We start from the raw sequence: 12,430 nt of genomic DNA, 5'->3' as shown, positions 1-12,430 counted from the left end.
CCTCCTTGATGACGCGTCCTCCGATTGCCGTGTGGTGGTTCATCACTGCTCACCTTGCTTGGCCGGCGTTGGCGGCTTGTGTGCGGGCCGGATGTAGTCCTTCAGCTCTGTCTCGATCGCGCCGAGCCCACGGCTGCGCTGCTGGTAGACCGTGTTCTTGCTGGTGCCGAGTCCGGTCGCGATGGTGTCGTCGTCCTGGCCCTGGCTCTGGCGTTCCATCACCGCGCGGCACTGCGGGGCGGATATTCGCCGGATCGCGTTGTCGACGATCTCCCAGACCTCGCGGTCCTCGCGCGTCCGGTCCCCGGGCTCCAGGCCGTCGCAGTCCATGCCGTCCTCGCCCGCCAGGTCGCCCCAGGTCTCGACGAAGTCACCGGTCAGGTCTTCCTTGCTGCGCGCGGCCAGGTAGGCGCGTGCCTGCCGGTGAGCGATCTTCTTCACGTACGCGACCGGCTGGTGGGCGGGGTCGAGCCTTCCCGCGCGGTAGGCGGTGAGGATGGCCGCGTCCGTGATCTCGTACCGGTCGGTGTCGCCGAGGTCCCGGAAGGTCCGCAGCGAGTGGAAGACCTTGCCGCGGATCTCCGCGTGCAGGGTGCGTCCGTCCTCGCCGCGGGAACTGAACGGATCCTCGGCCTCCGGGGCGCGGCGGGATGAGCCGTTCACCACAGTCGGTAGCCGTCCCCTGCGCCGTGCGGGGCCGGCCCGGGCTCGATCCACCACACCAACAGGCCTCCTCCGTCGGGAGTCCGGTGGTACGCGGCGATCCCCGGGCGCATCTCCCGAAGGATCACCCTGGCCATGGCGCTCGCCTCCTCGGCGCCCACGGACGGAGCGGGAGCCGCGGTCTTCACCGCCGCGCGCGGCCTCAGGACACGGAGCCGCAGGGTCCCGGGCAAGGCGTTGAACAGATGAAGCCCCACCGCGAGCAGCGGGGGCAGGTAGTCGAGCAGGAACATCTCGTCGGTACCTCAGACTTGGGTGTGGACGATGCTTACACCTCTCATAGGGGCCGGGAGACGGAGTTCTTAACGTCGCCGCGTGACTTTCTTCCGTACCGCCACGTCCGTGCGCGCAACCAGACGCACCCCGGGCGGAGATCGCTGCGGCGGAGACCCACGCGGGCCGCGTCTCACACGAGGCCATTCCCGCCGCATGGTTCACATCCGACTCAGCAGCCCCCCATCGGGCCTCTGCTGTTACATCTTCACGGAATGGCCACCGTGTGATGATCAGTCAGTCCGTATGGCTTCTCATCGGCCTCGTGGCCGGATTAAGATTGCTCTGCGTGCCGGTCGACTCGCGGTGTGTGATGCAGGGTGCTGCTGTCTGGTTACCGGTTTCGCAATTCGTCATCGGATCCGTGACTTATGGAATTGGGTGACCCATGCCTCCTCGGCTCGTTGGCCATCAAGGCTCTCTGGCTGGACAGCAGTTCCCGATCGGCACCACACCGGTAACCCTGGGTCGCAACGGCGACAACAGCATAGTGATAGTCGGCGGGAACGTCTCACGCTTTCACGCCGAAGTGCGCCGCGAGGGCCACGGATTCGTGCTGTACGACAGTGGCAGCAGTAATGGAACGCGGGTCAACGGGGAGCGTGTGACCTCGCACGAGCTGCAGCCCGGAGATCTCATCGAGATCGGAACCGAGACGTTCCGTTTCGAAGCGGCCGACGCGATGGAGACCATCCTCGACCTCTCCGTGCTGCGGCCGCTCGCCCCCTCCTCCCAGGCGACCCTGGCGGCAGGGCCGGTACTGAACGTCACGGTCTCGGGCGGTGGTCCCGTCGGCCTCAGTTTCGCTCTGCTCCTCGAACACCTCATGGGGCATCGCGTCGCCATCACCGTGTACGACGGTCGCTGGGCGCAGGACGGGGCGAAGGTCGTCTGGAAGAGCGAAAGCGAGGGCAACGTACGCCGGCAGCAGGTCGTCACGGTGCAGAGCCGCCAGTACCTGAACCTCCCCGAGGAAGTGCAGGGCCGGTTGTTCCGCGGCGACGCGTACTCCGAGATGTGGCCGGTCGGCCCCGACTCGATCCGTGGCTACAACCCGAGGAACCTCCGCATCGCCTACATCGAGGACACGCTCCTCGAATTGGCCAACGAAAAGCCGGACCGCATCCGGCTGGTCCCCGCCAATTTCGACCCGGCCGAGCACCAGAAAGCCGAGACCAAGGATCACGTACTCGCCATTTGCGAGGGCGGTCGCTCCCGAACGCGAGAGTATTTCGCCGACAAGTTCGGAAACGCCGACAAGTCCATCTACTCGCTGCAAGGCCGGCACATTCAGGACGTCGTCCTGGGCCTGCGCGTCAAGTCGACTCTGACGGACCCCATGACGGTCCTGCTGACCGTGGCCCAGAACCGCTTCCTCCTCAACGCCCTTCGCGGCGAAGGATTCCTGAACATGCGGCTCACCGACGCCGAGGCCGCGGAAGTGGTCGGCATCGATCCGGTCCGGCATGTATTCGAGGAGTGCATCGCCTCACGCCCGTGCGTCATGGGGCGGGACGACCACGGTGACTTCCAGTGCTCGACGCACAGCACGCTCTTCCTGCCCGCGATGGTCAGGGGTTCGGCCCTGTGGAAGCGGGTGCTGGAGGGGCTGGCGCTGTTCGGTGTCGCCGAGAAGGACCTGAGCGCCGTCACCGCCTTCCGGCTCGACATGGTGCAGCGGCCCAGGTTCACCACCCGTCTCCACTCGGCCACGTCGACCTCCCCGGGGACGTACGGCTTCCTGCTCGGCGACGCCGCCAACGCCATCCACTTCTGGCCGGGCCGAGGACTCAACAGCGGCCTGGGCTCCGCCATCTCGCTGGCCCGGTCCCTCAACGGCGCCTGGAACGGCAGGCCGTTCCGCGACGCCGACTTCGCCCGCCACGAAGCGGCGATGTCCATGCTCCAGTACCGGCACAAGAGCCGCGCCTGGAACACGATGATCACCACCGACGAGAACGGCGTCAGCCGCCCGATCAAGGAGAAGATCGCCCAGAGCATCGAGGAGTGGGAAGGGAAGGACCTCGACAGGAACGCGGACATCGACGCCCTCATGGAACGACTGCGGTCGATCCGCGACCGGCTGGCGTCACGCGTCCCCGGCATGCCTGACGACTCGACTCTCCGGGACCACCTGGAGACGCTCAACTCCTCGACCCTGCGCACGCTGTGGGAGAGCGGGGCGTGGGACACCCTGATCGTCGGCGGTGAAGAGGTGGACATCGACATCTTCTACCAGCAGGACTCACCGGCCACGACCGCCACGAGGAAGACCCCCGCGGCGTCGTGATCACGGAAGCGCGGCTGTCCCCTCGCCGTGAGGGGACAGCCGCCGTGCGTCGCGAGCGATTCCGAGACGTGTCGGCGATAGCTTTGTCCCGGGGGTGTGGTCCGCCCTGGACGGCCGAACGCCCGAGACGCATGCCCGAAGAGGTGTCGACGATGCGCAAGCTGATCGTCTCCGACAGCCTCACGCCCGACCCGGCGTCGCCCTGGCAGAACACCCGCATCATCCGCCGAGCCGACGCGCACGAGCAGATCGCCGAACTCAAGCGCGGGCCCGGTCGCGACATCATCGTGTTCGGCAGCCACACCCTGTGGAACGACCTGCTCGCCCACGGCCTCGTCGACGAGCTCCACCTGAAGATCGGCGCCCGCGTGCTGGGCGACGGCACCCCCGCCTTCGAGACCCGCCCACCTGTCTCCTTGCGGCGCCTCGACACGCGCACGTGGGACGGCTCCGGGCTCGTACTCGTCCAGTACGCCGTCGAACCGGACCGAGCAGCATGACGTACGGCAGAAACAGCCGATGACGACCTGGTGGTTCACGGATGGTGCTACGAGCGCAGGGCGAAGCGCTTACTCTCTTTCGCCGGGATCGCGACCACACTCCGGCCCGCACCCGGAAGGGGAGGAACGCGACGTGATGGGATGGATGAGCCACACCCCGCGATGGGCAGTGGCCCTGACCCTGGCGATCGCCGCCGACCTGCTGTTCGTCGGCGCCGTCTCCCACATCGCCGACCTCCTTCGCCACGGCCTGAACCCCTACGACTGGGCACCCAGCTGGCTCAACCTCTACTGGTCCTCACTCGCCCTCTTCGACACGGTCGCAGCCGCGCTTCTCATCGGGGGCAAGCGCCAAGGCATGGACCTCGCCTGCGCCGTCATGGCGACCGACATCGCCGCCAACTGGTACGCGATCTACGGCATCCAGCACAGCAGCCTCCCTGCCCAGCCAGGACTGCAACGGCTCACCGCTTTCGCCCTGCTCGTCCTCAGCACGGCGCCGTTCATCCGACGACGTCTTGTAGACGATCTGGCGCCGATCGTCGACGGCCGGGTGGATCCAGGCGGCGGCGGTGGCCTCGGACGGCGGCCCCGTAGCGGGCGTGGATGACGGCCGCCGCGTCGGCGGCGGCCGTTGGGCAGGCTCGGGGTGCTGCGTGCGCGACATGTGCCGCGTCCGTCTGCACACGGTCGGCTTTCTGGTCCCGCCGCTGCCTTGGAGGCTTCGGGTCAGAGGCTTCGGGTCAGAGGCTGCGGGCGGTGATGTTGCCGTAGGCGGTGGTGGCGTGGATGTGGAGTTCGGCGGTGCCGTCGGTGTTCTTGAGCGTGTTGCTGATGCGGCCGTAGGCGGTGCCGGCGTCCAGGGCCGCGCAGACGCCGCGGGCGGCGCCGACCGTGATCTCGCCGTGCTCGGTGGCCAGCGTGAGGGTGCCGTGCACGGCCTCGGTGATGTGGAGGTCGCCCTTTTGGGTGCTGATCCGGCCCGGGCCGTTCAGGCGGCCGACCGCGATGTCACCGGCCTGGAGGGTGAGGTGGGCGTTCGCGGTCTCGTCGAGCTTGACCGTGGCCTGTGCGCCGTCGAAGGTGACGTCGCCGAGGCGTCCGACGCCGCGCAGTTCGGCGGCGGCGGCCTTGGCCTCGACGTGGGAGCCGGCGGGCAGCTGGACGGTCACCTCGACCGATCCGGGGTGGCCCAGGATCCGGTTCTTCGCCGCCGGGGCCTCGACGCGCAGCACACCGTCGGCGTAGGCGATCTCGATCTGCTCGGCGGCCTTCACATCGCGGCTCTTGGAAGCGTCGGCGGGCAGGACCTCGACGGCGGTGTCGGCCCGGTCGGCGGCGATGAACCGGATGTGCCCGGCGGGGATGTCCAGGACGGCGGTGATCGGGGCGGGGGTGGTGAACTTCTGCATCGCGCTCTCCTTGAGCTCGTCGTTTCCGATGAAGGAAAAGCTACGTTGCGTTCAAGGATCGAGCAACATACTCGTTGCGCATGATTGCCATCATTGCAGGTAGATACGGGGAAATCGTTGCAACGGTTTCGAGGCTAACGCAACAGCACTCACTCGGTTCGTTGCAACAGGTTGGAGGTGAACGCTATGGTGAGGCGCGCTACGCGGACCGCCGGATGCCTCGACCGTCCGAGGTGCGCCATGGCGGCCCCACCGCCTACCACGCCCATCTGGCCCACCGCGCCACCGAACGCCGCGCGCAACGCCGCGCACCAACGCCGGCAGCCTCACCGCCTCGGAACTCGTCCAGCGCTTCCAGGCCGGCCCGGCGTAATCGCCCGCGGCTTCTCTCTGTTGATGGTGAAGGGCGTCAGTCACGAGGAACTGGCCGTCCTCCTGGGTGCGCGGTCAGGCACCGTCACGGACCCGTACACCGCCCACCACATGCTGGAGCTTTCCCGTGGGCCCGGTCCCATGCCCCTGCCCGACTGTGCGATGTTGGGCGAAGCCGGCAACGGCTGGGCGTTCGCGATCGAGTCGCCCGAGGTCCGCGACCGAGACGACCGGCTCGCCACGGGCAGGGACCTCTGGTCCGAGCGCACGGTCGTGAGTGTCCTGGACAACAGCATGGACCCGCCGGTCATCCGCGTCAGCGTGGACGGGCGACACGATGGGATGTTCTGCGAGTACACGACCAACGACACGGATCACCCACTCACTCGCCGCTTGGTCGCCGATGGCGGATTCGTCGAGCTCTCCGACCGCGCGCACAGGGACGACGCCTCCGCCGGTGTGACGATGCCTGACGTGTATCGGCTCATGGGCGAGCACTACGGGCTGACCCTGCCCCGGCGGGCGATCAGCGACCGGCGGCTGCCGCATGCCTTCACGGAACCCAGGGTGCTGGTACGCCCACAGGCGCAGTGCCCGGTCTGCGGCGAGGAGAGGATGCTGCCGTACGGTGGCGGAGCCTGGGGCCGGGCGAGTACCGGCTGGTTTGTGTGTACTGCAAGGTCCGCAACGTTCCTGGCTACCCGTCACACGGATGCTCAGGAGAGATCAGGGGACCCGCGCTGGCCGGGGCAGTGTGCGAAGAGCCGAACCCGAAGTACGACAACGTCCGGATGTCGCGCGTCATGTGAACACCGCCGCATCACCTGATCGCTGCGTTCGGCCGAACTCCCCGCGTGCAAAGAGAAACACAACACTTCCCAGCGCGAGGCCAGGAATTCTCCCCGACTGGCGCCGGAAATAAAGGAGTTCATCCATCGACCGTCCTCGGCGAGCCTTGGTCGCCGTCCATGCTCAATTCCCTGGCCGAGGGGAGTAGCGCCGCCGGCGCCGCCGCCCACGTGATCAAGTCCCGTTTCGGACGCACCCGTTCCAGACCGCGAGGGTCCGCTGGAGCACGTCGCGACGCCGGACTGTGTTCCACGCCACCTGACAGACTTCGCGAACTCCCGCCCCTGCGCAGCCAGCTGCGCCGTCAGGGCGAGTCGACGCCTCCGACGTGCGGCTTGGCGTCGGCGAGGCCGCATCGGTCGGCCGGCATCGCGCCGAGAAAGCCGTACAAGTCCCCGTTTCGGATACCTTGCCGCGCCGGGTGCGAGCCCGGTCGGAGGCGTACCCACCGCTTCGGTCGCCTCCAGTGAAGAGGGGCCGAGTGGGCCAATTTCCACCAGAAATCCCTATATTGACGATCAGTCATGTGTTCGTGCCCCAGTGATACGATCATCGCGCTTACGGAGCGGCGGATGGGTGGAAGACGACATCTCCGACCACGGGGGACATCCGGGCGGTAACCCCGGCACGGACGGTCCGCCGGTCCGCCTGCATTGACGGAATTCGGCAGCTGGCCGTCAGTCGCCTGAAGAGAGTCTTATGACGTATTACATACAGAACCCAGTGACTTGGGCCCTGCTCGTCGCCGTCCTCGGCGCAGTCGCCGTCATCGTCCGCCAGCGCAGGGCGGCACGGACCTTACAGCGGGAGATCGAAGGGCTCAGGGCCCACTACTCCGAGCTGGAGAACAGCTACGCGAAATCCGTCGAGGCGGAGAAGGAACGCGCCCAGGACGCGACGAAGACGGTCCTCAAGTCCGCGATGCGGACACTTCAAGGTCTTGCGGCCGAGCAGCAGTTGGTCATCTCGGGGCTGCAGAACAAGTACGGCGAGTCGGTGATTCTCCAGGACCTCCTGGAGATCGACCACACCAACTCGCAGTTCGGACGGCGCGCCCAGTCCATCGCCGTGCTGTGTGACGGCTGGCTGGGGCGGTCGCGCGAGGTCGCCTCCGTCTATGACGTGGTCCGCAGCGCACAGGGCAGGATCCGTCACTTCCGGCGAGTGGAGATCCTCTCGCAGGTCGACTTCGGTATCACCAACCGGGCCGTGGAACCGGTGGCGCTGGCTCTCGCCGAGCTGCTCGACAATGCCACCAGTTATTCCAGCCCGGACACCGTGGTCGAAATCAATATTCGTACCGTTCCCAAGGGCGTGTGCATCGTCGTCGACGACGCCGGTGTCGGTATGAACGACGAGGAGAGGGCCAAGGCCGCCAAACTCCTCTCCACCGAGCGGGTCACCGGTGTCTCCGGACTCGGCAGCCCGCCGCAGTTCGGCTTCGCGGTGATCGGCGTGCTCTGCGAGCGCTTCGGCTTCGAGGTGTCGGTGGATTCCGACTCGCCGTACGGCGGCGTCCGCGCGGTTCTCCTTCTGCCGCACGAGCTGCTCACCGGCATGCCGGAGCAGAAGGCGCCGACGCCGGCCGTCCCCGCCGCCTCCGCGACGGACCCGAGCGGCGGCCCCGAACCCGCCGTGGCCACGTCCTCGACCGCCGACGGTCTCCCGAGGCGCCGTCGCAAGCGGCCGATGGCCATCGTTCCCGGCGGCACGTCGGCCGCGCGCACGCCCGCTTCCACCCGCTCCGGTGCGGAAACCGCGGCGATCATGGGGGCCTTCCAGCGAGGCACGCAGTCCGGACGGGCCACGCCTTCGGACGCGGCGGATCAGACGAGCAGCACACGTGATGCGAGCAGTGAAGGGCATGAGGTCTCGTGAACGACGATCTGTCATGGATGCTTGACAGCGCCTTGGAGATACCCGGGGCGCTGCACGCGGTCCTGATCTCCGCCGACGGTCTGCTGATGGCCCGGACGAAGGACTTCGACAAGGACAACGCGGACACTGTCGCCGCCGCGATGAGCGGCGTGCAGTCGCTCAGCCGCTCGCTCGGGTTCTTCGTCCAGGGGGGTCACCTGCAGTGGCGGCAGACGCTGGTCGAGTTCGACGGCGGCTGGGTCTTCCTGATCTCCGCGGGGGAGGGCGCGTACCTCGGCGTCTCGGCCTCGCCGGACGTCGACATGCAGGACATCACCTTCCGGATGCAGCAGCTCGTCGGCCAGCTGGGCAAGGTCCTGACGACGCCGCCGCGTGAGAACCTAGGCGCCCGCTCATGAGCGGTTTCGAGGAACTGGAGCCCGAGGCCGCGGAATTAGTGCGTCCGTACGTCATCACCAAGGGGCGCGGCCTGCCCGACGAGGCGCAGCTGTCCCTGATCACCCTGGTCACGGCGGCGGGTGACGACCAGCAGCGTCCGACCAGGCTCTCTCCCGAGGAGCAGAGCCTGCTGGACCTGTGTACGGCCGGCTATCTCTCCGTCGCCGAGATCGCGGGGCACACACGGCTGCCCATGGGTGTGGTGAAGATCCTCCTCTCCGCCCTCACCGAGGGCGGCTACCTCATCACCCGGCCTCCCGTGCAGCGTGCCTCGCTGGCGGACAAACAGATCCTCGAGGAGGTGCTGCATGGACTCCGCACCAAGTTTGGATGAGCAGGCGTACGTCCGTGGCGGGGCGACGCAGACCGCCGTGAAGATCCTCGTCGTCGGTCACTTCGCGGTGGGCAAGACCACCTTCATCGGTGCGATATCGGAGATCCCTCCGCTGTCCACCGAGGAGACGATGACCCGCGCCGGCGAGTCGTTCGACGACCTCAAGGGGGTCCGGGGCAAGACCACCACCACGGTGGCCATGGACTTCGGCCGTCTGACCATCAGCGACCGCGTCGTGCTGTACCTGTTCGGAACCCCCGGTCAGCAGCGCTTCGTGCAGATGTGGGAGGACATGGCGCGCGGCGCGCTCGGCGCGCTGGTGCTGGTCGACCCCGAGCGGCTCGCGGACTCCTTCGGGGTGATCGACCTGATCGAGCAGTACGGGCTCGACTACGCGATCGCCGTCAACCGCTTCGACGGCACGCCCGATCGCGAGCAACGAGCGCTGCGCGAGGCGCTGGACCTGCTCGACGACACCCCGGTCGTCACCTGCGACGCGCGCGACGAGAAGTCGTCTGCCGATGCACTGATCACACTCGTCCGCTACTTGCTGGACCGCGCCCACTAGGAACAGACATGGAAGCTCAACCCACCACCCCCGTGCCCCCGCCCGGGTGCCCCGCCCACAGTGCCGGCGGCCGGGTGCCGCTGTACGGGCCGGAGTTCGCGGCCGATCCGCAGGCGTACTACTCCTATCTGCGCCACTTCGGACCGACCGCACCCGTGGAGCTCGCTCCGGGGGTGGACGCCACCCTTGTGACCGACTACGCGACGGCGCTGCAACTGCTCCAGGACTCCGGCTCGTTCCGCAAGGACGCGCGCCGCTGGCGGGACCTCAACGAGGGCCTGATCAGCCCGGACAACCCCGTCGTGCCCGCGCTCGCGTACCGGCCCAACAGCATGTTCAGCGACGGGGCCGAGCACCTGCGGCTGCGGCAGGCGATCACGGACAGCATGGCCCGCGTCGACGCGCGCAAGCTGACCCGGACCACGGAGCAGGTCTCCGAGTACCTCATCTCCCAGTTCGGCACACGTGGCTCCGCCGATCTGCTCGGTGACTACGCCAGGCAGCTGCCGCTCTTCGTGTTCAACGAACTCTTCGGCTGTCCCGCCGACATCGGTGACCGCGTGCTGTTCGGCATCACCGGCATGTTCGACGGCATCAACGCCGAGCGGGCGGTCGAGGTCCTGTTCGGCGCCGTCGGCGAGCTGGTGGCGCTCAAGCGTGCCAGGCCGGGCGAGGACGTCACCTCCTGGCTGATGCAGCATCAGGCGAGGCTGACCGACGAGGAGATGGTCCATCAGGTCGCCCTGCTCCTGGGCGCGGGCACCGATCCGCTGGGCAACCTCATCGGCAACACCCTGCACCGGCTGCTCACCCACGACCGGTACGCCGACGGGGGCGGCCTGATCGACGAGGCCATCGACGACACCCTGTGGGACAACCCGCCCATGGCCAACTACGCGGCGCACTACCCGGCCGCCGACATGGAGTTCGCCGGGCAGAAGTTCCGGGCGGGCGATCTCATGCTGGTCAGCTTCGCGGCCGCCAACACGGGGCCGAAGCTGTCCGCCGCACGCCAGGCCGGCAGCAACCGGTCCCATCTGGCGTGGAGCGCGGGCCCGCACGCCTGCCCGTCGAAGGAGCCCGCCCGGCAGATCACCGTCACCGCCATCGAGAACCTGCTCAACGAGCTCCCCGATGTCGAACTGTCCGTGCCCGAGGACAGTCTCGTCTGGCGGCCGGGCCCGTTCAACCGGGGCCTTGCCACGCTGCCCGCCCGGTTCACCCCGGCCGAGACCGCGACGCGCAGGACCGACACGCAGGCACGTCCCGAGGAGCCGACGCGACCGCAGGCTTCCGAGGCGGGCCGCAAGCGCGAACGCGGCGGAATGTGGAGCCAGTTCCTCACCTGGCTGGCGAAGTGATGGACGCAACTCCCCTTCGCTTTCTCGCCACCGCATGAATGATCCGCTACGGGGGTAGTGAGCACCGCGTTGTTCTGGCGTGCTTATGAGGCGAAGGAGGTGTCGTGGAGCACATATCCACCGACGCCGGTTTCATGCAAGGTCCCGTCGATCTCGGGCCCCTCGATACCCGCCCATCAGGGCGGGTATCTTCTTGGGCGCTCAGGCGCAGTACGGAGACACTCGGCGGTCACGCGGCGAGACAGGTCCTACGGCTGTGCGAGGCCGTAGGGTTGAGCGGGGCCGACTCCGCGGTGTACGCACAGACGCTGCTCACCGCGCTGGGCCCCGCCGCCGAGCGGTCGCTCGATCTGCCGCCAGAGGAATCCTTTCTCTCCGACGACCACACGCCCGTGGAGTTCTCGCTCGCCTTCGTACCGGACGCAGACCCGACGCTGCGGGTGCTGCTGGAGCCCGGGTACGGCGCCGGCGGCCTGGCGGAGAACGGGCGCGTCGGACTGCGGGTCGTCCGCGAGATGGCGCGGCGATGGGGATTCGACACCAAGCGGCTGGACGAGCTCGAGGACCTGTTCTTCCCTCCCGAGCCCAAGGGCCCGCTGGCGCTCTGGTGCGCGCTGGAGCTGCTCCCCGGCGGGGTCCCCAAGGCCAAGGTGTACCTGAACCCCGCGGCGTCCGGGCAGGAACGTTCCGCCGAGACGGTGCGTGAGGCACTGCGCCGGCTCGGCCACCGCCAGGCGTTCGCGGCGCTGCCCGAGGGCGATCGCCATCTCTTCTTCGCCCTGGATCTGGGTGACTGGGAAGAACCCCGGGTGAAGGTCTACCTCGCGCACCATGACCTGTCGGCGGCGGAGGCGGCCGGCCTGTCCCGCGTGGACGGCGGCCCGGGGCGGAAGGAGATCAAGCGGTTCTTCCGCACGGCGGCCGGACGCGGAGTCGACGCCGACGGCTTCGACCACCGGGACGTACCGCTCGACCGGCGGCCGGGCCTGACCTGCCACGCCTTCACCGAGAGCCGGACCGGCCTGCCCAGCGGCTTCACCCTGCACATCCCGGTCCGCGACTACGCCCGCGACGACCGGGAGGCCCTCGACCGGGCGGTGGCCGTGCTCCGCCGTCACGGCATGGACCCCGCCCCGCTCGTGCGGGCCCTGTCCGCCGTCACCTCGCGCCGGCTCCAGGACGGCGTGGGGCTCATCGCGTACCTGGGACTCGTCCACCAGCAGGGCAAGCCGCCCCGGATGAACGCGTACATCTCCTCGGAGGCGTACGAGGTCAGGCCGCCGGTCCCCGTGGCCGTACCCGTACCGTTCCCGCAGGCCGAAGTCGTCCACTGAGACGATCCACCGCCCGGCGAAGCTCCCCGAGGGGTCACCCACGAGGAGCTTCACGCGCCCGATCCGCCCGGCGGAGCGGTGCCTCCGGCGGCCGGGAC

The 12,430-nt window shown here is 68.4% G+C and carries 13 protein-coding genes; 10 read left to right on the top strand and 3 right to left on the bottom strand.

Going from position 1 to position 12,430, the window contains the following annotated elements; translation table 11 throughout:
* Window positions 1-42: 42 nt before the first annotated feature.
* Window positions 43-663: an RNA polymerase sigma factor gene (locus FDM97_RS19850; protein ID WP_137991722.1), complete on the bottom strand. Its 621-nt coding sequence runs from the start codon at window positions 661-663 to the stop codon at window positions 43-45.
* The gene (locus FDM97_RS19845; protein WP_137991721.1) at window positions 660-956 is read right to left on the bottom strand and encodes a hypothetical protein; all 297 of its coding nucleotides are present in this window, start codon (window positions 954-956) and stop codon (window positions 660-662) included. Before FDM97_RS19845 ends, FDM97_RS19850 begins: the two co-directional genes overlap by 4 nt.
* Before the next feature lie 428 nt (window positions 957-1,384).
* Between FDM97_RS19845 and FDM97_RS19840 the strand changes: the two genes are divergently transcribed.
* The 3 genes from FDM97_RS19840 (at window position 1,385) to FDM97_RS19830 (ending at window position 4,396) form a co-directional block, all read left to right on the top strand.
* Window positions 1,385-3,286, top strand: a complete 1,902-nt coding sequence (locus tag FDM97_RS19840) for an FHA domain-containing protein (RefSeq protein ID WP_137991720.1) — start codon at window positions 1,385-1,387, stop codon at window positions 3,284-3,286.
* A 131-nt stretch (window positions 3,287-3,417) separates the two neighbouring features.
* The gene (locus FDM97_RS19835; RefSeq protein ID WP_137991719.1) at window positions 3,418-3,786 is read left to right on the top strand and encodes a dihydrofolate reductase family protein; all 369 of its coding nucleotides are present in this window, start codon (window positions 3,418-3,420) and stop codon (window positions 3,784-3,786) included.
* Between the two features lie 136 nt (window positions 3,787-3,922).
* The gene (locus FDM97_RS19830; RefSeq protein ID WP_175439172.1) at window positions 3,923-4,396 is read left to right on the top strand and encodes a hypothetical protein; all 474 of its coding nucleotides are present in this window, start codon (window positions 3,923-3,925) and stop codon (window positions 4,394-4,396) included.
* A gap of 133 nt (window positions 4,397-4,529) precedes the next feature.
* On the opposite strand, the gene FDM97_RS19825 is transcribed toward FDM97_RS19830, so the two are convergent.
* The gene (locus tag FDM97_RS19825; protein ID WP_137991718.1) at window positions 4,530-5,198 is read right to left on the bottom strand and encodes a DUF4097 family beta strand repeat-containing protein; all 669 of its coding nucleotides are present in this window, start codon (window positions 5,196-5,198) and stop codon (window positions 4,530-4,532) included.
* A gap of 396 nt (window positions 5,199-5,594) precedes the next feature.
* Here FDM97_RS19825 and FDM97_RS19815 point away from each other — a divergent pair, with 396 nt between their 5' ends.
* The 7 genes from FDM97_RS19815 to FDM97_RS19785 all read left to right on the top strand — a co-directional run bounded on the left by FDM97_RS19815 (window position 5,595) and on the right by FDM97_RS19785 (window position 12,332).
* Entirely contained in the window at window positions 5,595-6,398 is an 804-nt protein-coding gene (locus tag FDM97_RS19815) for a hypothetical protein (protein ID WP_254706008.1), read from the top strand.
* Between the two features lie 720 nt (window positions 6,399-7,118).
* Entirely contained in the window at window positions 7,119-8,297 is a 1,179-nt protein-coding gene (locus FDM97_RS19810) for an ATP-binding protein (protein ID WP_137991717.1), read from the top strand.
* Window positions 8,294-8,695 carry a roadblock/LC7 domain-containing protein gene (locus FDM97_RS19805; RefSeq protein ID WP_137991716.1) on the top strand — a complete coding sequence of 134 codons (402 nt, stop codon included), beginning with the start codon at window positions 8,294-8,296 and terminating at the stop codon, window positions 8,693-8,695. Before FDM97_RS19810 ends, FDM97_RS19805 begins: the two co-directional genes overlap by 4 nt.
* The gene (locus FDM97_RS19800) at window positions 8,692-9,069 is read left to right on the top strand and encodes a DUF742 domain-containing protein (RefSeq protein WP_137991715.1); all 378 of its coding nucleotides are present in this window, start codon (window positions 8,692-8,694) and stop codon (window positions 9,067-9,069) included. The genes FDM97_RS19805 and FDM97_RS19800 overlap by 4 nt, the downstream gene beginning before the upstream one ends.
* A complete protein-coding gene (locus FDM97_RS19795) occupies window positions 9,044-9,637 on the top strand; it encodes a GTP-binding protein (RefSeq protein ID WP_137991714.1) in 594 nt (197 codons plus the stop codon). Before FDM97_RS19800 ends, FDM97_RS19795 begins: the two co-directional genes overlap by 26 nt.
* 8 nt (window positions 9,638-9,645) lie before the next feature.
* A complete protein-coding gene (locus tag FDM97_RS19790; protein WP_137991713.1) occupies window positions 9,646-10,998 on the top strand; it encodes a cytochrome P450 in 1,353 nt (450 codons plus the stop codon).
* A 272-nt stretch (window positions 10,999-11,270) separates the two neighbouring features.
* Window positions 11,271-12,332, top strand: a complete 1,062-nt coding sequence (locus tag FDM97_RS19785; protein ID WP_254705680.1) for a tryptophan dimethylallyltransferase family protein — start codon at window positions 11,271-11,273, stop codon at window positions 12,330-12,332.
* Window positions 12,333-12,430: the final 98 nt, after the last annotated feature.

This window comes from Streptomyces vilmorinianum (genome assembly GCF_005517195.1).
GTDB classification, from domain to species: Bacteria; Actinomycetota; Actinomycetes; order Streptomycetales; family Streptomycetaceae; genus Streptomyces; species Streptomyces vilmorinianum.
The sequence above is the reverse complement of the archived record's forward strand: the minus strand, read 5'-3'. Positions and strand labels throughout refer to the sequence as shown.